Origin of the sequence: Tenacibaculum jejuense (assembly GCF_900198195.1) — a bacterium.
Classification (GTDB): Bacteria; Bacteroidota; Bacteroidia; order Flavobacteriales; family Flavobacteriaceae; genus Polaribacter; species Polaribacter jejuensis.
This window is the reverse complement of sequence record NZ_LT899436.1, coordinates 1444677-1470962: the sequence shown is the minus strand read 5'-3', so window position 1 is coordinate 1470962 and position 26286 is coordinate 1444677. Positions and strand designations below refer to the sequence as shown.

General features: G+C 29.6%; 22 protein-coding genes. 8 read left to right on the top strand and 14 right to left on the bottom strand.

Annotated elements, in window-relative coordinates; all coding sequences use genetic code 11:
* Positions 1–20: 20 nt before the first annotated feature.
* Positions 21–1616: a malate synthase A gene (gene aceB / locus AQ1685_RS06685; RefSeq protein WP_095070602.1), complete on the bottom strand. Its 1596-nt coding sequence runs from the start codon at positions 1614–1616 to the stop codon at positions 21–23.
* 127 nt (positions 1617–1743) lie between these two features.
* Here aceB and AQ1685_RS06680 point away from each other — a divergent pair, with 127 nt between their 5' ends.
* Entirely contained in the window at positions 1744–3228 is a 1485-nt protein-coding gene (locus AQ1685_RS06680) for a helix-turn-helix domain-containing protein (protein WP_095070600.1), read from the top strand.
* Between the two features lie 62 nt (positions 3229–3290).
* Here the strand turns inward: AQ1685_RS06680 and AQ1685_RS06675 are convergent, their stop codons facing one another.
* A complete protein-coding gene (locus AQ1685_RS06675; protein WP_095070599.1) occupies positions 3291–4013 on the bottom strand; it encodes a hypothetical protein in 723 nt (240 codons plus the stop codon).
* 208 nt (positions 4014–4221) lie between these two features.
* Between AQ1685_RS06675 and AQ1685_RS06670 the strand changes: the two genes are divergently transcribed.
* The 7 genes from AQ1685_RS06670 (at position 4222) to AQ1685_RS06640 (ending at position 11744) form a co-directional block, all read left to right on the top strand.
* Entirely contained in the window at positions 4222–5865 is a 1644-nt protein-coding gene (locus AQ1685_RS06670) for an acyl-CoA carboxylase subunit beta (RefSeq protein ID WP_095070597.1), read from the top strand.
* 39 nt (positions 5866–5904) lie between these two features.
* Positions 5905–7689: a tetratricopeptide repeat-containing sensor histidine kinase gene (locus AQ1685_RS06665; RefSeq protein ID WP_162288554.1), complete on the top strand. Its 1785-nt coding sequence runs from the start codon at positions 5905–5907 to the stop codon at positions 7687–7689.
* Positions 7689–8423, top strand: coding sequence for a LytR/AlgR family response regulator transcription factor (locus AQ1685_RS06660; RefSeq protein ID WP_095070593.1), 735 nt, complete (start codon positions 7689–7691; stop codon positions 8421–8423). Before AQ1685_RS06665 ends, AQ1685_RS06660 begins: the two co-directional genes overlap by 1 nt.
* Positions 8424–8587: 164 nt before the next feature.
* A complete protein-coding gene (locus tag AQ1685_RS06655) occupies positions 8588–9775 on the top strand; it encodes an OmpA family protein (protein ID WP_095070591.1) in 1188 nt (395 codons plus the stop codon).
* Positions 9776–9879: 104 nt separating this feature from the next.
* Positions 9880–10602, top strand: coding sequence for a YebC/PmpR family DNA-binding transcriptional regulator (locus AQ1685_RS06650; protein WP_095070589.1), 723 nt, complete (start codon positions 9880–9882; stop codon positions 10600–10602).
* Between the two features lie 21 nt (positions 10603–10623).
* Positions 10624–11379, top strand: a complete 756-nt coding sequence (locus AQ1685_RS06645; protein WP_157730136.1) for a hypothetical protein — start codon at positions 10624–10626, stop codon at positions 11377–11379.
* 164 nt (positions 11380–11543) lie between these two features.
* Positions 11544–11744 carry a hypothetical protein gene (locus tag AQ1685_RS06640; RefSeq protein WP_095070585.1) on the top strand — a complete coding sequence of 67 codons (201 nt, stop codon included), beginning with the start codon at positions 11544–11546 and terminating at the stop codon, positions 11742–11744.
* Between the two features lie 39 nt (positions 11745–11783).
* On the opposite strand, the gene AQ1685_RS06635 is transcribed toward AQ1685_RS06640, so the two are convergent.
* The 12 genes from AQ1685_RS06635 to AQ1685_RS06580 all read right to left on the bottom strand — a co-directional run bounded on the left by AQ1685_RS06635 (position 11784) and on the right by AQ1685_RS06580 (position 26268).
* Positions 11784–13880 (bottom strand): vWA domain-containing protein, encoded by a 2097-nt coding sequence (locus AQ1685_RS06635; RefSeq protein ID WP_095070583.1) that lies wholly within the window; start codon positions 13878–13880, stop codon positions 11784–11786.
* Positions 13881–14057: 177 nt separating this feature from the next.
* On the bottom strand, positions 14058–17477 hold the full coding sequence (locus AQ1685_RS06630; RefSeq protein WP_095070581.1) for a VIT domain-containing protein: 3420 nt from the start codon (positions 17475–17477) through the stop codon (positions 14058–14060).
* Positions 17478–17623: 146 nt separating this feature from the next.
* On the bottom strand, positions 17624–18649 hold the full coding sequence (locus tag AQ1685_RS06625) for an AMP-binding protein (protein WP_095070579.1): 1026 nt from the start codon (positions 18647–18649) through the stop codon (positions 17624–17626).
* A complete protein-coding gene (locus AQ1685_RS06620; protein ID WP_095070577.1) occupies positions 18639–19619 on the bottom strand; it encodes a CPBP family intramembrane glutamic endopeptidase in 981 nt (326 codons plus the stop codon). The genes AQ1685_RS06625 and AQ1685_RS06620 overlap by 11 nt, the downstream gene beginning before the upstream one ends.
* Before the next feature lie 6 nt (positions 19620–19625).
* Positions 19626–20666 (bottom strand): o-succinylbenzoate synthase, encoded by a 1041-nt coding sequence (locus tag AQ1685_RS06615; protein ID WP_095070575.1) that lies wholly within the window; start codon positions 20664–20666, stop codon positions 19626–19628.
* A gap of 4 nt (positions 20667–20670) precedes the next feature.
* Positions 20671–21189: an SRPBCC family protein gene (locus AQ1685_RS06610; protein ID WP_095070573.1), complete on the bottom strand. Its 519-nt coding sequence runs from the start codon at positions 21187–21189 to the stop codon at positions 20671–20673.
* Between the two features lies 1 nt (position 21190).
* Positions 21191–21868, bottom strand: a complete 678-nt coding sequence (locus tag AQ1685_RS06605) for a metal-dependent hydrolase (RefSeq protein ID WP_095070571.1) — start codon at positions 21866–21868, stop codon at positions 21191–21193.
* Between the two features lie 41 nt (positions 21869–21909).
* Positions 21910–22848 (bottom strand): 1,4-dihydroxy-2-naphthoate octaprenyltransferase, encoded by a 939-nt coding sequence (gene menA, locus AQ1685_RS06600; protein WP_095070569.1) that lies wholly within the window; start codon positions 22846–22848, stop codon positions 21910–21912.
* The gene (locus tag AQ1685_RS06595; RefSeq protein WP_095070567.1) at positions 22839–24344 is read right to left on the bottom strand and encodes a PH domain-containing protein; all 1506 of its coding nucleotides are present in this window, start codon (positions 24342–24344) and stop codon (positions 22839–22841) included. The genes menA and AQ1685_RS06595 overlap by 10 nt, the downstream gene beginning before the upstream one ends.
* Entirely contained in the window at positions 24337–24852 is a 516-nt protein-coding gene (locus tag AQ1685_RS06590) for a PH domain-containing protein (RefSeq protein ID WP_095070565.1), read from the bottom strand. The genes AQ1685_RS06595 and AQ1685_RS06590 overlap by 8 nt, the downstream gene beginning before the upstream one ends.
* Positions 24853–24862: 10 nt before the next feature.
* Positions 24863–25471 carry a hypothetical protein gene (locus tag AQ1685_RS06585; RefSeq protein WP_157730135.1) on the bottom strand — a complete coding sequence of 203 codons (609 nt, stop codon included), beginning with the start codon at positions 25469–25471 and terminating at the stop codon, positions 24863–24865.
* Between the two features lie 17 nt (positions 25472–25488).
* Positions 25489–26268: a (Fe-S)-binding protein gene (locus AQ1685_RS06580; protein WP_095070561.1), complete on the bottom strand. Its 780-nt coding sequence runs from the start codon at positions 26266–26268 to the stop codon at positions 25489–25491.
* Between the last annotated feature and the right edge of the window lie 18 nt (positions 26269–26286).

Here is a 26286-nt window from a genome sequence, read left to right as displayed (position 1 = left end):
TCCCGTAATGAAGTTATTATCTATATGTATTTGTACGCTGGTAAGGTTAAAAATTCTTCAAAGTCTTCTGACAACACTAAGTCATCAAACAATTGAATTGCTAATTCAAATCTTCTAGAAGTAAAAGCCGCTTCACCAACTAATTCTTTAATTTTTTCTACCTCTTGAGCTTTAAACTCGTTGTACATTTCTATATCAAAAGCTCTTTCGTCTTCTAATCGAACTCCTTTGTGTAGCCATTGCCAAATTTGTGTTCTTGAAATTTCTGCCGTTGCTGCATCTTCCATTAAATTATATAATGCTGCTGCTCCATTTCCTGACAACCAACTTTCGATATACAAAATACCCACATTGATATTCTCACGAATTCCTTTTTCAGTTACAGTTCCTGTTGGTAATTCAACTAACTCTTCTTCTGTAACCACTAAATCTTCACGCTTGTTGTCAATTTGATTTGGAGTTGGCATGTGTTCATTGAAAACATCCATAGCTACTTTTACTAAAGCTGGATGTGCAACCCAAGTTCCATCGTGACCATTTTTTACTTCTTGAAGTTTATCACGCTCTACTTTTGCATAAGCTGCACTGTTTGCTTCTTCATTATTTTTAACAGGAATTTGCGCTGCCATTCCTCCCATTGCATGAACTCTTCTTACATGACAACGTTGAACTACACGTTGAGAATATGCTTTCATAAATGGCGAGCTCATTGTTACCTGAGCACGATCTGGAACTAAAAACCCTTCATGATTTCTAAACTTCTTTATATAAGAGAAGATGTAATCCCATCGACCACAATTAAGCCCAGCCATATGATCTTTTAATTCGTATATAATTTCATCTAATTGAAAACTTGCTGTAATTGTTTCAACAAGAACTGTAGCTTTGATAGTATCTTGAGCAATACCTAAATAATCTTGCGCAAAAACAAAAACTTCATTCCACCAACGAGCTTCTAAATAATGTTCTAATTTTGGCAAATAAAAATAAGTTGCTGAACCTTGTTCTTGTAATACTTTAATATTATGAAAGAAGTACAATCCGAAATCAACTAAAGAACCCGACATCTCTTCTCCATCAACTACAAAATGTCTTTCATTTAAATGTAAACCTCTAGGTCTTACTAACAATAATGCTGTTTCTTCATTCAACTGATACGTTTTATCTTTCTTTTCATTGTAGAACGAAATCGTTTTCGTATTAGCATCAAATAAATTTTGCTGACCATTTAATATATTAGAAATTGTTGGAGCATTACTATCTTCAAAATCTGCCATAAAAGTTTTAGCACCAGAATTTAAAGCGTTAATCACCATTTTTCTATCAACCGGACCTGTAATCTCAACTCTTCTATCTAATAAATCTTGAGGCAAAGGTTTACAAACCCAATCTGAATTTCTTATTGAAGCTGTTTCTTCTGGAAACGAAGGAAAATTTCCTTCATCAAAATACACTTGCATCTTGACTCTTTCCTTTAGCAACTCCAATCTTTTAGCATTAAACCTATTGTGTAACTCGACTAAAAAAACTTTAGCTTCTGGAGTTAAAATTGATTGATAAGACTGTTCTTCAAATCCTTTGAATTGAATCTCATTTAACATTGCTTTTGTTTCCATTTTTCTTCTTTTTAAAAAACTACACTACAATGATATAAAATATTTTTGGTCTCCACAAGCGAACGTTCGCTAAATTTTAAAAAATTTTAATTTTTATAAGTTCGCTTTATTTTTTACATTTGATTTTATGATCATAGAAGACGAATATATTCGCCTAATTTTTGGGCTAAAACTGAAGCAAATACGAACAGAGAAAAACCTTTCATTATTTGGCTTGGCTAAACTTACAGGTTTATCTAAATCGTATTTAAATGAAATAGAGAAAGGGAAAAAATATCCTAAAACAGATAAGATTGCAATTCTTTCGGATAGTTTAGAAGTTCCTTATGATCATTTGGTTTCTTTAAAGCTTGATAAAAACTTAGCTCCTATTGGAGAAATTTTACAGTCTAAAATTTTAAAAGAAATTCCATTAGACTTATTCGGTATTCAAGAAAATAACTTGATAGATATTGTTGCTAACGCTCCTGCTAAAGTGAATGCTTTTATTAGTACAATAATTAAGATATCTCAGAATTATAACTTAACCCGGGAAAGTTTCTTCTTAGCATCTTTACGCTCTTACCAAGAAGCACACAACAATTATTTTGAAGATATTGAAGATAGTGTTGAGAAATTTGCAAAGTCGTACCATATAGATTTAACTAAAGAAATTACTTCTGCAGATTTAGAAGAAGTTTTAAAAGAAGAATTCAATTATAAAATAGATACCGAAGAGTTATCTAAACATAAAAACTTAACAGATTTACGTAACATATACATTCCTAAAAAGAATACTCTTTTATTAACTAATGAAATTTCTGAAGCTCAAAGAACTTTTATTCTTGCCAAAGAAATTGCCTATAACTTTTTAAAAATTGAAGATCGTTTGTATACTTTTCCTTGGATAAAATTTGAAAGTTTCGATCAGGTTTTAAATAATTTTATTGCTTCCTATTTTGCTGGAGCATTAATTATTCCAAAGAAAAAATTAATTCAGCAATTAAAAGAATTATTCGATAAAGAAGATTGGAATCCGCTACGATTACATAAAATCATTAAAAGTTATAATTGTTCAGACGAGACTTTTTATCAGCGTTTAACTAATATTTTACCAAAAGCTTTTAATATTAAAAACCTATTCTTTTTACGATTCACTTATAAAAAAGGTGCTCCGAAATATCGTTTAAGTAAAGAATTACATATTACACAACAGCAATCACCACACGCAAATAGAAATCAAGAACACTATTGTAGAAGATGGGTTTCCTTGAAAACCATTCAAAACTTTATCACTTCAGATCAACAGAAATCTGCATCAGGAATTCAGATTTCTTCATACCAAAATTCAAATAACGAATATTTAGTATTGTCTTCTGCTAACAAAGATCCGTTCAAAAAAGACATCTATAGAAGTATCAGTATCGGTATGCTATTATCTCCACATTTAAAAAGAAAAGTAAACTTTTTAAAAGAAGACACTTTTGAAAAACAATTGGTAGGTGTTACTTGTGAGTCATGTGCTGTAAAAGATTGTACTGATCGTGTTTCAGAACCATGGATTTTAGAAAAAAGAGCTAGATATAAAGAAATAGAGAATTCAGTAAAAGATATTATTAATTCTTATAATTAAAATACAATCTAAAACTAATAAAAAAAGTGCAAATATACAGTTAGTATTATTGCACTTTTACATTACTGTACTCTAAATGTAATTGGTAAAGCATATCTTAATTTTATAGGCTTATTTCTTTTCTCTCCAGGTTTCATAACTGGCAATATCTTAACAATGCGTTCTACCTCTTTTTTTAATCTAGGGTGTGGTGCTTTTATTGAAATAATATCAATTTTACCTAATTTATTAATCTCAAAAACTACTAATAGTCTTTTTACTCCTTCTGGCAAACCAATTTCATTAGCTATTCCGGCATTAAACTTTCTTACTACGTGCTTGTTTATTTTTCTCTGAAAACATTTTTGATACTTTGACTCTCCTACATTCTCACAACCTGGATAAATAGCATACTGATCTGGTACAACTATAATTAATTTAAACTTTTCTAATGCTTTCTCGTATTTGCTATCAAAATTTTCTTCTTTGTTAACAAAACTCATCATTTCTCTAACATCATCAACTAAAATAATTACTTCTTTTGCATCTCTAGGAATTACTTTTTCTAAAACAGGATAATTTTCATCTGTTTTCACAACTATAGTTCCTCCTTCTTTTGGATATTTAAGTTTAAAATTTCCCTTTCTGTCAAAACTACTTTCCTCCTTTGAGTTTTTAATATGAATTGAATATGAACTAGGACTAAACTCACTTGATTCTTCTAGATTCTCAAAATAACCTTTTAATTCTTTAGTACTGCTACACCCCACAACAATAACAAGGAGCAATAACTTAATATATCTCATATTTCTATTTTTAAACGAAATTAAAATAATTTACTCCTTTCTTTCTTAAGTAATCATTATTCGTACGATACGAATTAAATTTCGCTTCATATTTTATCAGTATTCGTTATTTCATAGAATAAATCAACCTTAATCTAGTAACTAATAAGGTTTAAAAATCTGCATTGATTTTGTTATTTTAGCAATCACAAAACAAACAGACTACTTTATGGATATTAACTTCAATAAAAACGAAGATCATAATAAACTATTAGCATCGGACCTAAGACAACGATTAGCTAAAGTTAAATTAGGTGGTGGTGAAAAAAGAATTCAAAAACACCACGAAAAAGGAAAGTTAACTGCCCGTGAACGAATTGAATATTTATTAGATGACGATACAGACAGCATAGAAATTGGTGCTTTCGCTGGAGAAGGAATGTATGCCGAACACGGTGGATGTCCTTCGGGAGGTGTAGTTATTAAAATTGGTTATGTAAAAGGTAAACAATGTATCGTTGTAGCAAATGATGCGACCGTAAAAGCTGGAGCTTGGTTTCCTATCACTGGAAAGAAAAATTTAAGAGCTCAAGAAATCGCAATAGAAAATAGATTACCAATTATTTACTTAGTGGATTCTGCTGGTGTGTATTTACCAATGCAAGATGAGATTTTTCCTGACAAAGAACATTTCGGAAGAATTTTTAGAAATAATGCTGTAATGAGTAGCATGGGAATTACTCAAATTGCTGCTGTTATGGGAAGCTGTGTTGCTGGTGGTGCTTATTTACCAATTATGAGTGATGAAGCTTTAATTGTAGACAAAACAGGAAGTATTTTCTTAGCAGGAAGCTATTTAGTGAAAGCCGCTATTGGTGAAGCAATTGATAACGAAACTTTAGGTGGAGCAACTACACATTGTGAGATTTCTGGAGTTACTGATTATAAAGCTAAAGATGATAAAGATGCTTTAGATAGAATCAAAAATGTAATGGATAAAATTGGTGATTTTGAAAAAGCTGGATACAACAGAACTGAAAGCAAAGCACCTGCAAAAGATGAAAATGAAATCTTTGGAATTTTACCAAAAGCTCGTAATGAGCAATACGATATGATGGAAATCATAGAGCGTTTAGTTGATGATTCTGAATTTGATGAATATAAAGCTGGTTACGGACAAACAATAATTACAGGTTATGCAAGAATTGATGGTTGGGCTGTTGGAATTGTAGCAAATCAACGAAAGATTGTAAAGTCAAAAGGAGCTAAAACTAAACCAAGCGAAATGCAATTTGGTGGAGTAATTTACTCTGATTCTGCGGATAAAGCGACTCGTTTTATAGCGAACTGTAATCAAAAGAAAATTCCTTTAGTTTTCTTACAAGATGTAACTGGATTTATGGTAGGAAGTAAATCTGAACACGGAGGAATTATTAAAGACGGGGCAAAAATGGTAAACGCCGTAAGTAATTCGGTTGTTCCTAAGTTTACTATTGTAATAGGAAATTCATATGGTGCTGGAAACTATGCCATGTGCGGAAAAGCTTACGATCCAAGATTAATCGCAGCTTGGCCAAGTGCAGAGTTAGCCGTGATGAGTGGAGCTTCAGCTGCAAAAGTTTTATTACAAATAGAAACAGCTGCTTTAAAGAAAAAAGGTGAAGAAATTACGAAGGAAAAAGAAGCAGAATTATTTAATAAAATAAAATCTAGATACGACGAACAAATCTCTCCTTACTACGCTGCGGCAAGAATTTGGACAGACGGAGTTATTAATCCATTAGACACGAGAAAATGGGTTTCAATGGGAATTGAAGCCGCTAATCATGCTCCAATTGAAAAACCTTTTAACTTAGGTGTAATTCAAGTATAAATGAATTTTAAAAGGAAACTTTTTCTAGCTTTCTGTTTTATGTACTTGACCAGCTTAAAAGGTCAAAACACTGTATCTGAAAAGGTAGAAAACAACATCAAAACATCTAAGAATTTCCTTCTAAAGAATTTAGACAGTGCCTTTTTCTATTCTGAAAAAGCACTGTCTTTCGCAAAAGAGACAAATCTAGATACTTTAATAACTAAAGCCCAAATTCAAAAAAGTAGCGTTTACATTTTTAGAAATGAATTTAATAAAGCAGATTCAATACTAACTTCGCTACTTTCTAAATCTTCACCCCTTCACATAGAAGGACAGATATGGCATAATTTAGCAACTGTACTATATAGAAAACGCGATTTAGAACAAGCGCTTAAACTTTACGTAAAAGCTGCTTCTTTAACTGAAAAATCGCAACAACAGCAATTACTTCTTAACACTTACTCTAATATTGGAGTTATTAATGCTCAACTTAAAAATTACGAAAAAGCACAAGATTATTTAGAAAAAGTAGTTGATTTAGCAGAAAAAAACGAGCTACTAAAGCTCCAAATACTTTCAAATCTTGCAAATATCTATCGTGAGAACAAAAAATATACAAAATTTAAAAAAGCATCTTTAGAAGCTGAAAGTTTAGCAATTAAACATCATATTAATGGTGTTTTAGGTGTCATTTATTCTAATCTTTCTTTGTATTATACCGACGTAGAAAACAATTACAACAAAGGATTATTTTACGGTAAACAAAGTTTAGATTTAAAGAAAAAAACTACGAATAAAAACCTTTCGCTTACATACAACAATATTGCACATACATATTTACTAAAAAAGGAATATCAAAAAGCAATTACTTATTTAGATAGCGCTTTACCCAAATCAAATGGAGTTCTAAAAAGCTATATTTATAACAATTACAAAAAGGCTTACACTGGATTAAAAAATTATAAAAAAGCGCTAGATTTTTCTGAATTAAAAGATCAAACTAAAGATTCTTTAACTAAGAAGAAAGAAAAAGAGAAAATCACAGAAATCACTGAAAAATACGAGTCTGATAAAAAAGAGCAACAAATCAACTTATTGAATACTAAAAATGAACTTCAAGAAAGTAAAATAAAAAATCAAAACAATCTTTTAATTGGAGGAATTGTAACTATTTTCTTGTTAGGAACACTTTTATTTTTATGGTTCAAAAATGAAAAAACCAAACAATCTTTACAAAAAGCTTTTTTACAGAACAAACTTCTTCAAACACAATTAAATCCACACTTTTTATTTCACTCTTTGAATAATATTCAATCTTATATTTATAAAAATCAGAAAGAAACATCTTTAAACTACCTTTCTAATTACAGTAAGTTAATGCGTTCAATGTTTGAAAATACTTCAAAAGATTTCATTACTGTGAGAGAAGATTTTGATGCAATGCAAGCTTATTTAAATTTACAAAAGAGTAATTTTCAGAATAATGTAGCGTTCTCAATAGAAAGTAGTGATGAAATTTCAGAATATTTAATTCCTCCTATGCTAATTCAACCATTTATAGAAAATGCATTACAACATGGAATTAAAGATATAGAAAACGGATTGGTTTCTGTTAGTTATCACAATAATAATGACTTTATAAGAGTTATTGTTAGTGATAATGGAAAGGGAGTAAAAAGTAAAAGCAATAACCAATTATTAGAACGATATTCAAGCTCAGATGTAATAGAAGAACGTATTAAAAACTTATCCAAAACCCATAACTATTTCATACAAAAAGAGATCAAATCTAATTCTAGCGGTACAACAGTTTCTTTATTATTCCCTAAGAAAAGCTACTAATGAATTGTATAATTATTGAAGACAACAAAAATACTGTAGATGTGTTACAGGATATCATAAAAAATAACTTTCCTTCAATTAAAGTTTTGGGTACTGCCACTTCAATAGAAAAAGGCATTTCTATTTTAAATACATATAAACCAGATTTTATTTTCTTAGATATCAACTTAGATGATGGTGAAGGTTTTTCCATTCTTAAGGAATTTCCTAATGCTGATTTTAAAATTATTTTTATCACTTCTTACAGTAAATACGCTATTCAAGCTTTTAAGTTTAGTGCTTTAGATTTTATTTTAAAGCCATTCACTCCAAACGAAATATGCCAAGCAATTGATAAGGTAATTGAAAATAAAATCAACAACGATCAAAAAGAAAAATTAGATACTTTTTTACACAATTATAATTCTCAAAGTAAGAAAATAGTTTTATCAGATATTGATCATTTACATGTTGTTCCTATTGAAGAAATTATTTATGCTTCATCAGAAAATAGCTACACGATTTTCACCTTAAAAAATAAAGAGGAAATTGTAGTTTCTAAATCTTTAAAGTCTTTTGATGAAAAATTAGCTCCTTATTCTTTTATAAGAATTCATCAGCGCTACTTAATCAATATTGAATACGTAGAGAAATTTCACAAAAAAAATGAAGAAATCCTTTTATCAAACAAAACTATTCTTCCTGTTTCTAAAGCGAAAAAAGAACAATTAATTCGAGCATTAAAAAAACTATAATACCGTCTCAAAAGAAATCGCTTCAAATTCAAAACAATCCTCTTGTAATTCAATAAAGACCTCTTCCACAATTCACAAAACAGTTATTTTAAAATTACAATAAATCTAATAATCTTATTTAATTCCTCTCAACTAGAATTAAATACAACTAAAAACAAATAACTATGAACAGAATTGTAAAGATTCTTATCATCTGCTGTACTTTTTTTTTCGGTTTCAATATTAACGTTCAAGCACAATTTTGGAAAAAACTAAAGAAAAAAGCAGAAAAAATAGTAGAAAAAGAAATCGATGAAACTATTAACCCAAACAGTAAAACTAAAGATAGTAAAGGTAAAAAAGCTTCTTCAGAAAAAATTTCAGCAGACGCTCCTAACTTGTGGAGAAATTTCAAATTTGTTCCTGGTGAAAACGTAATTTTTTACGACGATTTACAATTTGAAGAAACTGGAGAATTTCCTTCTCGTTGGGATTTGGTTAAAGGAAATGCCGAAGTAGCAAAATTAAACGGAGAAAAAGTTATTATTCTGACTGCCGAAAATGCCAATATTATTAAACCTTTATTTGATAAAACTGGGTATTTAGGAGATGAATTCACAATAGAATATGATGTATTAATTCCTAACTTCTTTGATGAAAAAATTTGGCATATGGAGAATGAAATATTCTTTGATTCACGTATTTACAACAAGAGTATTGAAGTTGTTTTTGATGAATCTACTAAAAAAACTAGAGGTTGGGCATCTAACAAAAACTTTAAAGTTGAAGGAGTTCCGTTAGGAAATCAGAATGATTGGCATCATATTTCTATTTCATATTACAAGGGGAAATTTAAAATGTACTATGATAATAAACGTATTTCTAACATTCCTAAATTCGATAGTAATCCAGAAATTTTTGCTTTAAACTTATGGTGCTATTATCAAGGAAAAAAACAACATCCTTATTTAGCTATAAAAAACATTCGTATTGCTCATGGAGGCGGACAAATGTATAAGCGAATAGTTGCTGATGGAAAATATGTAACTAATGGAATTATTTTTGATAGTGGAACATCAAACATTAAAAAATCATCTTTAGGAATCATAAATAAAGTAGTGAATGTTTTAAATGAAAATAAAGATTGGAAGTTTGATATTATTGGTCATACTGATAATGATGGTGATGACGAAAGCAATATTAAATTATCTTCTGACCGAGCTGAAGCTGTAAAAAAAGCTATTATTGATCAAGGTATAGATGCAGCACGTTTATCCATTATTGGAAAAGGTGAAAGCGAGCCATTAAATACGAATAAAACGCCTGAAGAAAAAGCCAACAACAGAAGAGTCGAATTTGTAAAAAAACAATAACGAATAAAATCACTAAAAACACCATCTTAAACGGATGGTGTTTCTTTTTTATAAGTACTTTGATTTTTTTACATTTGCTAACATTAAATTAATCACAGTAAGAAATGGGAAGAGCATTTGAATTTAGAAAAGCACGAAAAATGAAACGTTGGTCAGCAATGGCGAAAACTTTTACTAGAATTGGTAAAGATATCGTAATGGCTGTTAAAGAAGGTGGACCGAATCCAGAAACCAATTCTCGTTTACGTGTTGTTATTCAAAATGCAAAGGCTGCTAACATGCCAAAAGATAATGTAGCACGTGCCATTAAAAAAGCTTCAGATAAAGATACTGCAAACTATAAAGAGGTTTTGTTTGAAGGATACGCTCCTCATGGAATTGCTATCGTTGTAGAAACTGCAACAAATAACAATAATAGAACTGTAGCAAATGTAAGAGCTGCTTTTAATAAATGTAACGGAAACTTAGGAACTTCTGGATCTGTAGTTTTTATGTTCGATCATGTAGTGAATTTTAAAGTAAAAGAGGAATCTTTAGGAATGGATCTTGAAGAATTTGAAATGGAAATGATCGATTTTGAAGTGGAAGAAGTTTTTACTGATGAAGAAGATAATAGTGTAATGTTATATGCTCCATTTGGACAGTTTGGTGCCATTCAAGGATATTTAGAAGAAAATAATATAGAAATCGTTTCTTCAGAATTTGAAAGAATTCCAACTACAACAACCAAACTTTCTGCTGAACAACAAGAAGATGTTGAAAAATTATTAGAGCGTCTCGAAGAAGATGATGATGTCAATCAAGTGTATCATAGTATGGAAGCATAATAAGATATACTGCAAAAAACTATGAAAAAATTATTTTATGTTGTTTGCTTTGTAATTTTGTCCGCTTGTGGACCAGCTGAAAATGGGACAGAAGATGGAAGCCCGTTAGTAAGTAGAGTAACTTCTACTATTTATGACAGCAATGACATGCTTATTTCTAGAAGAGTTTCTGACTATTTCTACAATTCAGATAATTTGGTTACAAGAATTGATATTAAGTCAGATAATTTTCAAAGTCCTGGAAGAAGTTCAGAATATACAATACACATTAATTTAAAAGATAACGAAAGTGATTATGAAACTTACAGTTATACTTTAAAAAGAGAAAACACGAATAGTATTGAACGAATTGATTATAATTACGAAGGTGATCTAATTACTTCTACTACTTCTACATTTGATAATAACGAACAAGAAGATCAATTTTATGAATACAATACTAGAGATTTAGTTGTAGAATCAACTAGAAATAATGTGACATACACATTTGAATATGATAGTCAAGATCAATTAATAAAAAGAGTTTTTAACATACGTTTTCCTGATGGAACAATAAATTCATCAAGAATTACAAGGTATTCATATTCAGATATTAAAAACCCATTTTATAATAGTGTTTCAAGTTCTTCCAAAAGAATAAGAAATACACCTCAGTTTATTAGATATAGAGATGATGAAAAACTTGTAGATATAGAAGTTAACGAATTCAATCTACCTATGAATATTACTTTTTTAAAGAGTGACAATAGTAGAAGAGAAACGAATTATCAATATTAAAAAAGCACCGCAATTGCGGTGTTTTTTTTAATTATAAGTTGAATTTGGCTTTTTATACATCACGTAATCACTTTTACAGTTTTTAAATACGCTTTTGAAGTCAATCTTGCTTTCAGCAATTCTGTTTACTTATTTAGATATGAATTTTTTTAAAAATACATATTATGATTAAAAACATCTCAAACTTAGGAATTACGATACAAAAGAAACAACAAAAACAAATTCATGGAGGAATGCTTAGTCCTGTAACTTGCACGGAAATTATGGCTGAGTGTAATGCTTGTCACCCTAATAATTATAATCATTTCTTGGAATGTATGACAGATTTAGGCTGTGCTGGCGGTAATGAATTCCCTTCAAGATAAAGTCAACAAAAAACACCGCTAATTAGCGGTGTTTTTTGTTTAATTAGTACTTGTGTGAGCTTTAACCAATCGAATAAATTCTCCTCTGAATCCTTCTTCATCATTACCTTTACCTTTCTTAGCAAGTTGAATAATATCTTCTATTCTTGAATCTCCTTTATATTTTGAATTTCTTAAATGCATTCCAAATAGAGCAACTGCTGATGCAAAATTCATATCTTCCGTTGCTTTAGTTACTTTATCTTTTACTGTTTTTATTAACGCAATACTTTTTTCACCTTTTGGTTTCTTATATCTAAACTTTACCGTTAACAACTCGTCATTATAATCGTTAACTAGAGCCTTTGTATACTTTAAATCTGGAATTGTTTTTAAATATTCGCTATTTACACCAACAGGAATAACTTCGTATAAAGCAGTTACACTATGATTACTACCTAATTCACCTGCATCTTTGGTATCATCTACAAAGTCTTCGTCATTTAGTAATCTATTTTCATAACCTATTAAACGATAAGCTTGAACTTTTTTAGGATTAAATTCTACTTGAATTTTTACATCTTTAGCAATTGTATACAAAGTACCTCCAAATTCTTTTCCAAACACTTTTTGAGCTTCTTGCATCGTATCTATATAAGCATGATTTCCATTTCCTTTATCTGCTAAAGTTTCTAGCTTACTGTCTTTATAATTTCCATAACCGAAACCTAAAACCGATAAAAATACTCCCGACTTTCTCTTTTCTTCTATTAATGTTTTCATTGCTTTATCTGATGATGCACCAACATTAAAGTCTCCATCAGTGGCTAGAATTACTCTATTATTTCCATTTCTTTTAAAGTTTCTCTCCGCAAGTTTGTATGCTAAATTAATTCCTTTCCCTCCTGCTGTTGAACCTCCAGCTCTAAGATTATTTAATGCTTTTAAAATTTTTTCTTTATTATTCCCTGATGTAGGCTCTAACACAACTCCAGCCGCTCCTGCATAAACAACTATCGAAACTTTATCTTTCGCTCGTAATTGATTTACTAATAATTTAAATGCTTTTTTTAACAATGGTAATTTATTAGCTCCTCGCATAGAACCAGAAACATCTATTAAAAAAGTAAGATTAGAAGCTGGTAATTCATCTTGCTCATATTTTTTTCCTTGTAAACCTATACGAACCAACTTTGTAACATTATTCCATGGTGTTTTAGTGAATTCTGTAGTTATTGAAAATGGATGTTTATCTTTTGGTTGTGGATATTTATAATCGAAATAATTAATCATTTCTTCTATCTTAACAGCATCTGCAGGAATGGAATTCCCATTATTTATCATTCTTCTAATATTACTGTAAGATGCTTTGTCGACATCAATTGAAAATGTAGATAAAGGAGATAATGTTACTCTTTCAAAATGATTCTCGTTAATTTCTTGATAACTTTCTTGATCTTCTACACGATAATTCCCACTTCTAGTAGTTATAATTACACAACCGTTTCTTCCTGAAATACCATATAACTGCTGAGCTTTTTGGGGCTTTAAAACATTTACGTTTTTTATTTTTTCTGGATCAATATTCTGAATTGTTTTATTTAAATTCTTTTTAATAGGAATTCCATCAATTATAAAAAGAGGATCTTTTGTGCCTTCTAAACTAGAAGTTCCTCTAATTTTTAACTCTTTAGCTAGTGAAGAAACAAACCAATTTGCAGACATATTATTTCGTCTTACTCTTCCTCTTCTAATTTTTTCTTTTTTAGGTGCTGGAATCACTTTATTATATTGAATTGACTCTTGAATATCATCCTCTACAACTTCGATTACTTCCTGTACCATAACAATTTCTTCTAACTGAGGTGATTCCGCGGTTTTTAAAGTAACATTAATAACAGAAGCTCCATTTACTTTCCTCTCTACTGTTTTATATCTTAAAGAAGAAAAAACTAATACATCTTTATGAGATGCCTTTATTGTATACTTTCCGTTAATATCTGTTGTGGTTCCTTTTTTGGTGTTCTTTACAAGTACATTTACATATGGCAATATGTTATTCAACTCATCTGAAACTACTCCTGTTATTGTTTTTTCTTGAGCGAATGAACAAGGAATGTATAGTATTAAAACTAATATTTGAATTATTTTCTTCATAACTACAAAATTTATGCAACCAAAACTATCTATAGTTACCTTCTTTTAAAACAAGGAATTAGCGAAATGGTTATTTGAATGAGTAAACGGATTTTTATTTTGTGAGATTTTCAAAAAAATGAAAAGGCCAGTAGCTATGTAATACTGACCCTTTCTTCAACTAACTAAACACTAAAATTAGAAAGTTATGTTTCCAATTTCAATTTTATCATCTTTGTTGGTTAAGCGAATAACTTTAACTTCTTTTACCTGATTTACTCTTCCATAATTCTTATAAATTGACAGTTTTAAAGTAGTGGGCCCAGATATTTTTTGCTGTGAACTAGAATAATAATCAACTGCAATTTTGTATTTTCCTTTTATTGCTTTTTTTAACATGAAAGCCTCAGGACCAAAACCTTCTGTCATATCATTAGTTATATAACCTCCAATTTTTGTTTCACTATGTCTGTAAGAACATTCTTCTCCGTTTGGATCTGTTACCCATAAATCGATATCTGTATCATTATGATTCCAATCTATAGTAATGACCAAATCTAGAGCTACATCTTTTAAGAATCTTTTATCAAAATGTTCTATTTGAAGTTTTTCTCTGTGGATACGTATCATTTTATTTAACTCAAATAATGCTACAGTTTCAATCCCTTCATATCTTCTATCTTCATCTTTATCAACAAACTCACCATTTACAATTTGATATAATAAATCCACTGCTTTTTGATATTCTCCGACATCTCCATAAACTAAAGCTAAATCACGATACGACTGAATATCTTCTGGTCTTAACTCTACAATTTGCTTATACATATGAATGGCTGAACTATACATTTTATATTCTTCAAATTTGTAAGCTAATGATCGTAATAACTCATAATTATCTAATTCTATTTCCGCTACATTAGATAAAACTTGAATTGCTTTTTCTTCTTGATTTCTTTCTTTGAAGAAATCTGCTACATCTATATAAAATGATGGAGCATTGCTATACTTATTTCGTAATTCTAAATACTTACTAAAAGCTTCATTAGTATTCTGGATTTTTTTAAGCTCTTTTAAATATGGTGTATCAGGGTTCCAACCTTTCAATTCAATTTTACCTTCCACCATAGCTTCAAAAGCTTCTATATTTTTTTCGTCTTTACTTTTAGCTTCATGTGTTGTAATCACAATCACTCCATTAGCCGCTCTACTTCCATAAATTTTTTGTCCATCTTCATCTTTAATCACATAAATAGAAGCGATTTCATTTGGACTTAATCTCGGGTTTCCATCTACTAATTTCCCATTCACAACATATAATGGTTTAGTACTTGATGAAATTGAACTTGCACCTCTTATCGCTAACGCTTTTTCTTTACTACCAGCTAGAACAACTCCATCATTATCTTCTGAAACTTCTTCTATAGCTTCACTTGCCACCATAGATACGGCAGCGGTAACTGTTCTTTCTTTAACTGGTACATATCCTACAACTACCACTTCATCTAAAACATTGTCGCTAGTTAATACTACATTATAAGGGTTTGTATTTGCTATTACTCTTTCTTCTGTTTTCATTCCTATATAACTATATACCAATACATCTCCTTTTTTTACTGAAATAGAAAAATTTCCATCGAAATCTGTTTCTGTTCCAGTTGTAGTTCCTTTTATAAGAATGTTAACTCCTGGCATTGGACCAGTTTCATCACTTACTGTTCCTTTTACTAAAAATGTCTCACCCTCTCCTGTTCTTACATTAGCTTGATTTGTTTGAGAATTCTCTTCGTTTGAAGTGTTGTTTGTTTCAACTCTTTCTACCGTAGCATTCACAGTCATATCTGTTTGTGCTACATATTTTGGAGCTACATCATTTCTTGGTATTTCTTTATAGTCTTTACTATACCATTCTAAAATTTCATCATAATCATCAAATAAATCATTTTGTAAACGTGCAATTCTTTCTTTCTTGTCATTTACTTTTATACTTAATAATCTATTGTATTCTTCTAGTAATTCATTGGGCGGTGTAATTTCATGAGTTACATAATCCTCAATTCTATCTAAAACTAACAGAGAAGTAAATGGACTTATAATTTGATACTCTTTACTTAATTTTACTATAGCTCTTCTATTTTCTTCTTTTTGCACACTTAAATAATCAAGTTTTTTTTGTGCCCAAATTTTAGAGATGTAATTGTTTTTTTTCTCGCTTCTCTTTAGCTTAAAACGTAATGTTCTTAAAGTATCTTTTCCTTTTCCTAAATAAACATATATAATATCTTTTGTTTTAAACCCTTTTCCTAATAAGGTGAAGTTTGCTCCTATTCTACTACCTATTTCTGGATAAGTCTCTATATTTTCATTTAAATCAGTTCCCAAAAATTGTAGTTTATTCTGCTGAAACTTTTGAAATGCTTTTTTTATAGATTCATTCTTTAAATTGATATAATCTCCACCAGATTTTACAGCTGCATACTTTAATACATTATGATCTGCACTGCGTAGACTATTGACTACATATGTTTTTTTCTTAAAATTTATTTGACTTTCATCTAACGTATTTAATCCATTGGTAAAAAAGATATGTAAGCTATTACTGTCTTGATATGACTCTAAAAAATCAAAAGATGTTCCTCCATCAAAAGCTGTTGCTTTTAATTCTTCCTTTAATGATTTCCATACTCCATTCGAAACTGAATATGTTAATTCGGTATGTTTCTTCAGATTAAACTTTACTAATTTTACTGATGCATTTTTTGCTTTTTGAAAATACGTTTCTAGTAATTCTAATTCAGCATCTAGCTTTTTACTTTCTTGAGATAAAGATGTATCCCAAAAAATAGTAATGCTGTTTTCTAACTCATTATTCGTTCTTACATCTTTTAAAACTTTAGCGCAATAAAAATATTCGTTTGTTGCAATTACTTTTTCTTTTGAAGTATTTAAAGGAATTTTAACCAATACTGGCTCTTTAACTTTAATACTTTTTCCTTGGTATTTACTTTGAAACTCGTCTTTTTCAGTATTATATTTAAAACTCGATAGTAATCCTTTTTTAACTTTAGGTTTTCCTTTTTGATTTAAAACCTTGATATCTAAAGCATATTCTTCCATTTTATTTTTAAACTGAAAAGGAAGTTCATAGTAATAATTCTTATTATTTAAAATCAATTGTTGCTGAACGCCTATTACTATTCTTTTGTAACCTTTAGCCGGAATTGGATAAATTCTACTTTTGTAGTTATTTCCTTTTGTTTTCTCTAATAAGGCTGGATCTATTTTTTGTCGAATTGTACTTTCAAAAGCAACTCTTGCTTTTTCTTTTTCTACAATAACTGCTTCTCTTAAACTCCCATTAATATCTAAAGCATATCGAATTACTGATTGATTTTCTCCTAAAGGAAATAACAACTCTCCTTCTAAAACTCTATCATTCGGGTTATAAAAAGACATATCATAAGTAGTGAACGCTATATCTCCAATAATTGAAGTTTCTATTTTCAACTTCTTTACAGAGATTTCTTTTTCGTCTATTTTTATCACAGGAACTTCCTGAGCATGAACCTGACTCACTAAAGTAAGTACAAGTATAAAAAGGGTAAATTTTGATTTCATACAATTTGATTTTCGATAAATGTATGAGAATTTACACTATAAAAAAGTAATGAATGAGTTACAACCTATTTTTGATTAGTGAAAATGTATTTTTAGAAAGTTAGCGGTAATTTCCGCTTTTAAGTAATCAAAAAAGCTAATTTGAATTATAATTTGAGTTTTTCAAGTGTTTTTTTACGCTGAATTTTTTGAGTTTCTGTTTCTATAAAATTGGATAAAAAATATACTTCTTTAGGAATTTCATATTTTGATAAACCTTTTACACTAGATAGTGAAAGATCATATTTTTCTCCTTCTACGATAAGAATTAACTTTTCTCCTAAAGTTTCATCTGGAAAACCAATAACAAAGAATCTACCATGAATTATTTGTGATAATTTTTCTTCTATTTTTTCTGGATTTAGCTTTACTCCTCCAGAATTAATAATATTATCAAACCTCCCCAACCATTCAAATTGATTATCTGAAACTAGCTGAACAACATCATTTGTCACCACCAATTCATCTGATACTTTTGGCGCTTTAATAACCAAACAACTTCGATGATCTATGCCAATTTCAACATTGGGCAAACTTTGGTAAAAAACTGGTTTTTCATTAAAATCATTCAATTTTTTCACAGCAATATGTGTAATGGTTTCTGTCATTCCATAGGTTGCAAAAATCTGAGTTTGATTATCCTGAATTTTACTTATCAATGTATTAGAAACTACTCCACCACCAACAATTATTTTTTTTATGCGATGTAAATCCTGCAAAGAATTTTGCAATTGCATTGGAACCATTGCTGAAAAATCATAATCTTCTTTTGTCTTTGAAAGTGGATTAGAATCTACACTTACAACATCAAGCGACCAACCTAAAATTAACGCTCTAACCAACATCATTTTTCCGGCAATATAATCTGCAGAAAGACATAATAATGCTTTTGTGTCTTCTTTTACATTGAAAAAGTTTCCAGTAGCTATTGCAGAGTTTTTCATAAACTCTTTCTTCAAAGAAATTGGTTTAGGTTTTCCTGTAGAACCAGAAGTTGTTACAACTAAATAATCTTCTTGATTGAACCAGTCAATAAAGAAAGAATATATACTCTTTGAAATTGTTTTTGAATATGCTATTAATTCCTCTTCAGACTGAAAAGAAATTCCATTCAATTTAAAATTAAGATGCATTTTCCTCTACACCTTTTATGTCAATAATATTTTCTTGTGCAACAGGAACAGTAATATTTCCGAATAGTTTATCTTTCATATTTGTCCACCCATATTTTTTCGACAAAAAGAAAATTACAGCTGGATATATTACAAATACTGGTAAAAACATTTCTATACCAACAGAAGGTTCTGAATGATCTACATACAAGGCTTCTGTTTGAAAAACAGTCCAATTCGCTGTTACAAATACTGCAGCTATAATATTATTCGCTGCATGAAATCCTAAAGCAAGCTCTGTTCCTTCATCTAAAAGTGTTAGTATTCCAAAAAACAAACCTGTTCCGATGTAAAAGACCATACTGATGTATCCTAGCTTTTCAACTTCTGGATTTGCTCCATGTAATAATCCGAAAACCACAGACGTTATAATAAGTGGCACCCATCTATTTTTAAAAAGAACTCCAAATCCTTGTAATAAATATCCTCTAAACAGTAACTCTTCAAAACTTGTTTGAAAAGGTAAAAACAAAAAAGAAACCAATAATAATGTAAAAAAAGGAACGGGTTTAAAATTCCATACATAATCTTCAGGAGACATTAAAATTCCGACAGTAGTAATAATAATTGCTATAACTGCCCAAATTACGAACGCGAACCAAAAGCGCTTCCAATCTATTTTTTTTCTTGAAGTAACTAAGGTTGTGAATTTTCTCTTGTGTATATATTTTATACAAACAATTAACGCGAGTAAACCAAAAATAAACATTAATATCATTAGGAAGAGATATAAATTACTATCAATACCAATTCCTAAAAAATTATTTTCAGCAGCTTTAGTAAAACCTCCAACACCATCTGAAAAAAGCACGGCAGTTATCAGTAATGGAATTCCTCCAATTATTTGCCAACCGAATAAAATTAAGAAGATACTTATTAGATATAAATACCATTCGTTTCTTCCTTTAAATGCTTGCTGAATGTAGTTCATTGTATTTTATTTTAAATTAAAGTTCCAATCCAAGGTAGTATTGTATTGTAACTTTCCATTTTTCACCTCTAATGGACTATCGAAATTATTTGTAAACAAACTTCCAGTTCCTAATCCTTGAGGCATTTTACTTTTTAAAGTATATGTCCACTGTGCAATGGCATTTAAACCAATGTTACTTTCTAATGCAGAAGTAATCCACCAGTCGATATTATTATGTTCTGCAATATCAATCCATTCTTGACTTCCTTTAAATCCACCAACTAAAGTAGGTTTTAAAATAATGTATTGCGGATTAATATTTTGAATAAGCTTTTTCTTTTCTTCAGTTAAAAAAACACCAATCAATTCTTCATCTAAGGCAATTGGCAAAGGAGTTTTCTCACACAGTTTTGCCATTTCTTCATATTGACCTTGTTTTATCGGTTGCTCTATAGAATGTAATTCTAACTCAGACAAACGCTTTAATTTCTCTAATGCTTCATTTGGTGCGAAAGCTCCATTTGCATCTACACGCAATTCAATCTCTTTTGAAGAAAATTCTTTTCTAATACTTTTTAATAATGCTAATTCTTCTTCAAAATTAATGGCACCAATTTTCATTTTTATACAAGAAAAGCCTTCATTTAATTTGTCTTGAATTTGAGATTTCATAAAATCTGCATCCCCCATCCAAATTAATCCATTAATTGAAATTGGGTCTTTTTTTTGTGTGAAATCAGAAGGAAATAATTCAAACTTATCTTGAGAATTTAATGATAAAAAAGCTTGTTCAACACCAATTTGAATAGAAGGAAACTCGATAAGTTCTTGTAACAATTTCTCTAAACCTAAATTGATATTATTGCAAGTCCAAATTAACTTCTCATCATAATCTGGTCTATCATCAGCACTTAAACCTTTAAACACTCCACATTCTCCAATTCCTTGCTTATCACCTTCACTTAAAAGAAGTAAATACGTTTCTTTTACTCTTAAAACACCTCTTGAAGTCCCACTCGGACGTTTAAACTCTAAAGTATATTTTTGAAATTTAGCTTGAATCAATCTCTTAGTTTTTTTCTATAAAAGCTTTAAAATTATTTAAGTATTCTTGATCGATACTTTGTAATTTTCCTTTGAAATAAGGAAACAGACAACTTAAAATATAAGAACCACCGATACATCTTGAATTATTCTGAATTGTAGTATTTCCATCAGTAAAACTAAAAACGTAATCATCCGTTTTTAACATTGTTGGCGATTTAAATCGTAAAGTTACTTTCTCGTTAGGTACAAAAGCAATTACTTTTTCTTCTAAAGCAATTTCTTCACCATTATTATTCTTTACAACCATTTTATAAGTACTTCCTGTTTTTTCAGGTTTTTCATCAATAGCTTCTATTGATTGTACATCTGGAATCCAGTTTTTTATTTTAGACGTATCATTAAACAATGAAAAAACTTCGTCTATTGGTTTGTTTACTGTGATTTGAGTCGTATAGGCTGTTTCTTTAAAGAAAAGTCCTGTTGAAAAAAACACAATAGTTAAAGCTGCAATTACTCCTAAGATTATTTTAATTCTTTTCATTTTAGATTGTTATTGAAGCTCCTATTTCTACAATATTTAATTCTTTTCCTGCATCTGAAAATTGTTGTTTAGCATTATCTACATCAATTTCAATTGGTGGAAAAGTATTGAAATGACATCCTATTACTGAATCACACTCTACTAAATCACTTGCGATAATCGCGTCTGTAACTCCCATTGTAAAATTATCTCCGATTGGAAAAATTGAAGCTGTTAATTTAGTTGTCATAGGAATTAATTTCATATCCATCGTTACCGCTGTATCACCAGCAATATATAACGATTTATCACCTGCAGTAATTACAAAACCGCCTGGCTGACCACCATAAGAACCATCTGCAAATGAAGACGTATGAATAGCATTTACATATTTAGCTGAAAAATTCTCTGTTTTAAAAGTTCCTCCATGATTAACTGGATGTCCTTTTAAGTCTTTTGCTCCATAATACATTACAATTTCGTAATTAGAAACAATAGTAGCTCCAGTTCTCTCTGCTAGAACCTCTACATCTAAAACATGATCTTGATGTGCATGTGTTACTAAAATATAATCTGCTTTAATTGAATTTATATCAATGTCTTGTGCTAACGGATTTCCGGTAATAAAAGGATCAACTATAATGTTAGTATTATTAATTTCTATGCCGAAACAAGCATGACCGTAAAATGTAATCTTCATGTTTTTTTGAATTGTTGTTTGTTTTTGTAGCGTAAGTAAAATTACAAAACGTTACCTAGACCAAAAAGAATCGCAAACAAAAAAGTACTTAATGCTACTTTCTTTAACTCTCCGTCTAATAAAGGTTCATTTTCATTCTTATACACAAATAATAAATGCTTAGCTAGTGGTATATAAGCTACCAAAAATAAGAATTGCCAAGGTGTTCTATAGTGAATTCCTACATATAAGAAAGAGAATAAAAACGATGAAACTATCAAATAATAATGATAATATTTAGCGAATTCTGCTCCTATTTTTACTACAATAGTATTTTTTCCTGATTTTTCATCATTAACACGATCTCTCATATTATTTAAATTAAGTACAGCTGTACTTAATAATCCAACTGAAAAAGCTGGGAGAAAAATTGTAAAATTGATTTCTTTGGTATATAAAAAATAAGTTCCTACAACTGCTAATAAACCAAAGAAAAGGAAAACAAATATATCACCAAATCCGCTGTAACCGTAAGCAGATTTACCAACTGTATATTTAATAGCAGCCACAATTGACGTAATCCCTAAACCGAAAAACAATAGAGAATAAATAAAATTGTCTTTACCAAATGCCACATAAATTAAAGCAATTGCCACAATTAGAGTGAGAATAGTAGTTATTATCATTGCTCTTTTCATTTGTTGCGGTGTTATTGCTCCAGACGCAACCATACGTGCTTCTCCTTCTCTATCTTTATCAGTTCCCTTTATTCCATCTCCATAATCGTTTGCAAAATTTGACAATACTTGAAAACCTATTGTCGTTAGAATAGCTAACCAGAAAATTAATGTTGTATATGATTTTGGACACCCAAAACAACATTTAAAAGCTAGATTTTTGACCGAGTCGTAATTTCCCAATGATGCTCCAACAATTATTCCTGAGATTGAAAGCGGTAATGTTCGTAATCTTGCTGCTTTTATATAACTTTTTACATCCATTCTTTTGTACTCGTTTCTATTGTATATAAAATATGATTATAAAGTTCGTTTGCTCTTTGTTCTTTTATACTTGGTAATTTTATTTTTCCTGAAGCTGTTTGTAAGATTACATCAGCTACTTTTCTTCTTCTCTGGAAAATACTTTGTTGAATTTTCACATTTTGCACTTTAAACATTTCTAAATATGTACTACTTGTTTCAATAGCTCCTCCACCAACTAGCAGCATATCTTTAGATACCTTAAAGAATAACTTTCGTATTTTCTTATAAAACAATGTTCCTATAATCAGAAGCAAAAATACATTTACAAATACTTGATTTTTTCCATCAAAAATAAAATAGAAGAATACGTTAAAACACAAAAGAATTAATGTAGTTCTAAGTATGATTCTATATGTGAAATACCAATGTGGTTTTTCTTTAGTGACATTTTCAAAATCGTAAGATGTGTACAAAGTCTCTTTTATTTTATCTAGATGTTCTTTCTTACAACCTACTATTTTTATGAGCTTGTCTGTCTTTTTTACTTTTCCGCTGATGGCTTGTTTAAAAATAACATATGAAATACCCAATCTTCTTTTTAAAGGGTTTGTAATAATAGTGATAAACTGAACTTTTTCCTTTTTAAGGATAATCGCTTTCTTATTAGTTAGGCCTTGTTGAATTTCAAAAGCTCTATTTTTAATTGAAAAAGTTAAGTTGAAATGTCTAAGAAAAACACGAACAAATGAACTTATGATGGCTACTATCGATAAAAAGATTAGTAAACCTAACAGTAATAGTAAACTTCCTGTAAGTAAATCTTTTCCTTTGTTTACGTAATTGTCTAAAATTTCTTCTCCAATGAAGTTTTGAAAAACATCTTGTATTTGTTGATAAAACCCAAATAAAAAAGCTGTTAAAAGTAATAAACTTTGTAGGTGATTTTCAGTAATACTTACTTTCAATAAATCATTTACTCCAATAGAAAGTAAGGGTTTTTCTTTAACCAACTCATTTTCTTCAACTATCGATTGTTCTTGAGTTTTTCCATCCGTAATTTTTTTTCGGAGTGCTTTTGCTTGATCAAGCGATAATGCTTTGATTGAAATTTCTGTTTTATCTGAACCTGCTGTTTCTATATCGACCTGATAAACATTGATTAACTGATGAATTACATTCTGTGAAAAATTCACATTTTGAATTCTATCAAAGGCAATTGCTGTATTGTTTTTAGCTATAATTCCTTTCTTTAAAACAAAGGAATCTCCATCTATTTTAAATTTAAAGTTCTTGTAAACTAGGTATGATCTAATTAGGATAAAGAGTAATATTCCTATGATTCCAAAATAAAAATAAAGGATATTTATTGATGATAATTTAGAAGCTTTTGTGATAAAAAGGAATAATAAAACCCATGTTGCTTTTAAAACTCGAAAGAGAATTTTACCGTAGATAATTACAATACCTTTTAACGATTGTGTTCTAAATTCTGAAAAGTCTATTTCATTACTCATTAATCTTACTGCTAATAAACTCTTTAATTTTTAATGCTTGATCTTTCGATAGTCCTCTTATTTCAAGATCATCACTACTATCTCCGGCAGTGTAAACACTTAAAGAAGCCAATTTAAAAATTCTTGAAAATATTCCTTCGTCTATTTCAACGTGCTGAATTCTAGAAAAAGGAACTGTAACCATGGTTCTAGTGATGAATCCACTTTTATATGTAATATCCTGTTCTCTTATTACATATTTACGTTTTGGAAAACCGAGTATTATATTTAGAATGTAAAGTATAGTCAACACTATTAAAGAAATGTAAATTATGTAAAAAGGAAAACCTTCTTCTTTTTTACGGATTACTTTTTCTAAAAATAAAACAGATCCTAAAACTATAAATAAGATATAAGAAAAAGCACTTAAAAGTAGTACTTTCAAATAGCGTTTTTCTATGCTTTTAAATGTTACATTTGAAATATCTGGGAAGTTGATCACTTCATTATTTTGAAATTGGTCTTCCATACTCTAGGGTTTATAAAAACTCTACTTTTGAAACTTTCTTTCTAACAATATACTCTTTTAATTTTGGTGAAAAGTACTCTACATCTTCATAAAATATTTTCACTTTTTTTCCTTTTACTTTTTTATCTAATTCAATAAGTTCATCTGAACCCTCGAAGTTATTTAACCAAAGAAACTTTTGGGTTTTACCTGAAGTATCTTTTATTTCGATAACATATAATTCTTCACCAGAGATTTTCTTAATTTCACCTTCTAGGTAGAGAATACTCGCAACTTCTTGCATCTCATCTTCTCCATCGTCAGCAAAAGCAGCTAATACCTCTGGACAAAATTTTATCATACTAAAAGCTACTTTCTCTGCATAACTTTCAATACCTTTTTGGTCTTCATTTAACTCAAACTCTAAACCTTCAGATTTTAATTCCTTTTCATACTTAGAGTATAACTTTATGATTTGTATACCTAGTTTTATTTCTAAATCTTTTTTAGATAATGATTTAAAATCAACTTCATTCAAATATTCACAAGTTTCCTTAGCTATTTTATCTAAAGTAGCCTCTTGAGCACTTAAAATAAGTGTAAAAAACACTACTCCTAGTAACAAGATTTTCTTTTTCATAACATTTTTATTGTCTTTTATAGATTGTTAGCTTCAGCAATAAGTTCAGCAATATCTTTAACAACAATTTGATCCTCTTTCAGATTAAACTTAACTCCATCTGTCATCATTGTATTACAATACGGACAACCTGTAGCTATAATCTCTGGATTTGTTTCTAAAGCATCTTTTGTACGTAAAAGATTAATATCCATATCACCTTTTTCAGGTTCTTTAAACATTTGTGCTCCACCAGCACCACAACATAAAGCTGTAGATTTATGACGCTTCATTTCTGTAGATTTAACACCTAACTGACGAATTAAATCTCGTGGAGTTTCATATACATCATTAGCACGACCTAAATAACAAGGATCATGATATGTTAATCTTTTATTTTTTAAGTTTTCTCCCTCAATAGATAACCTACCATCTGCAATTAACTTACTAATATATTGTGTATGGTGGTATACTTCATATTTCCCTCCTAAACTAGGATATTCATTTTTAAGTGTGTTAAAAGAGTGAGGATCACATGTAACAATAGTTTTTACTTCGTAAGCATTTAAAATTTCAATATTTGTCATTGCTTGCATCTGGAATAAAAACTCATTTCCTGCTCTTTTTGCAGCATCACCAGTAGAACTTTCTTCAGTACCTAATACTGCAAAATCAACATTAGCTTGGTGTAAAATCTTCACAAAAGACTTTGTGATTTTTTTAGCTCTATCATCATAACTTCCAGCTGCTCCGACCCAAAACAACACTTCTGGTTGCTTTCCTTGAGCCATCATATCTGCCATTGTTGGTACGTTCATAATATAATATTGTTTAAG

Excerpts from the sequence above, each read along its gene's own strand:
- aceB (WP_095070602.1), bottom strand. The coding sequence starts at position 1,616 with ATGGAAACAAAAGCAATGTTAAATGAGATTCAATTCAAAGGATTTGAA.
- AQ1685_RS06680 (WP_095070600.1), top strand. The coding sequence starts at position 1,744 with ATGATCATAGAAGACGAATATATTCGCCTAATTTTTGGGCTAAAACTG.
- AQ1685_RS06675 (WP_095070599.1), bottom strand. The coding sequence starts at position 4,013 with ATGAGATATATTAAGTTATTGCTCCTTGTTATTGTTGTGGGGTGTAGC.
- AQ1685_RS06670 (WP_095070597.1), top strand. The coding sequence starts at position 4,222 with ATGGATATTAACTTCAATAAAAACGAAGATCATAATAAACTATTAGCA.
- AQ1685_RS06665 (WP_162288554.1), top strand. The coding sequence starts at position 5,905 with ATGTACTTGACCAGCTTAAAAGGTCAAAACACTGTATCTGAAAAGGTA.
- AQ1685_RS06660 (WP_095070593.1), top strand. The coding sequence starts at position 7,689 with ATGAATTGTATAATTATTGAAGACAACAAAAATACTGTAGATGTGTTA.
- AQ1685_RS06655 (WP_095070591.1), top strand. The coding sequence starts at position 8,588 with ATGAACAGAATTGTAAAGATTCTTATCATCTGCTGTACTTTTTTTTTC.
- AQ1685_RS06650 (WP_095070589.1), top strand. The coding sequence starts at position 9,880 with ATGGGAAGAGCATTTGAATTTAGAAAAGCACGAAAAATGAAACGTTGG.
- AQ1685_RS06645 (WP_157730136.1), top strand. The coding sequence starts at position 10,624 with ATGAAAAAATTATTTTATGTTGTTTGCTTTGTAATTTTGTCCGCTTGT.
- AQ1685_RS06640 (WP_095070585.1), top strand. The coding sequence starts at position 11,544 with ATGATTAAAAACATCTCAAACTTAGGAATTACGATACAAAAGAAACAA.
- AQ1685_RS06635 (WP_095070583.1), bottom strand. The coding sequence starts at position 13,880 with ATGAAGAAAATAATTCAAATATTAGTTTTAATACTATACATTCCTTGT.
- AQ1685_RS06630 (WP_095070581.1), bottom strand. The coding sequence starts at position 17,477 with ATGAAATCAAAATTTACCCTTTTTATACTTGTACTTACTTTAGTGAGT.
- AQ1685_RS06625 (WP_095070579.1), bottom strand. The coding sequence starts at position 18,649 with ATGCATCTTAATTTTAAATTGAATGGAATTTCTTTTCAGTCTGAAGAG.
- AQ1685_RS06620 (WP_095070577.1), bottom strand. The coding sequence starts at position 19,619 with ATGAACTACATTCAGCAAGCATTTAAAGGAAGAAACGAATGGTATTTA.
- AQ1685_RS06610 (WP_095070573.1), bottom strand. The coding sequence starts at position 21,189 with ATGAAAAGAATTAAAATAATCTTAGGAGTAATTGCAGCTTTAACTATT.
- AQ1685_RS06605 (WP_095070571.1), bottom strand. The coding sequence starts at position 21,868 with ATGAAGATTACATTTTACGGTCATGCTTGTTTCGGCATAGAAATTAAT.
- menA (WP_095070569.1), bottom strand. The coding sequence starts at position 22,848 with ATGGATGTAAAAAGTTATATAAAAGCAGCAAGATTACGAACATTACCG.
- AQ1685_RS06595 (WP_095070567.1), bottom strand. The coding sequence starts at position 24,344 with ATGAGTAATGAAATAGACTTTTCAGAATTTAGAACACAATCGTTAAAA.
- AQ1685_RS06590 (WP_095070565.1), bottom strand. The coding sequence starts at position 24,852 with ATGGAAGACCAATTTCAAAATAATGAAGTGATCAACTTCCCAGATATT.
- AQ1685_RS06585 (WP_157730135.1), bottom strand. The coding sequence starts at position 25,471 with ATGAAAAAGAAAATCTTGTTACTAGGAGTAGTGTTTTTTACACTTATT.
- AQ1685_RS06580 (WP_095070561.1), bottom strand. The coding sequence starts at position 26,268 with ATGAACGTACCAACAATGGCAGATATGATGGCTCAAGGAAAGCAACCA.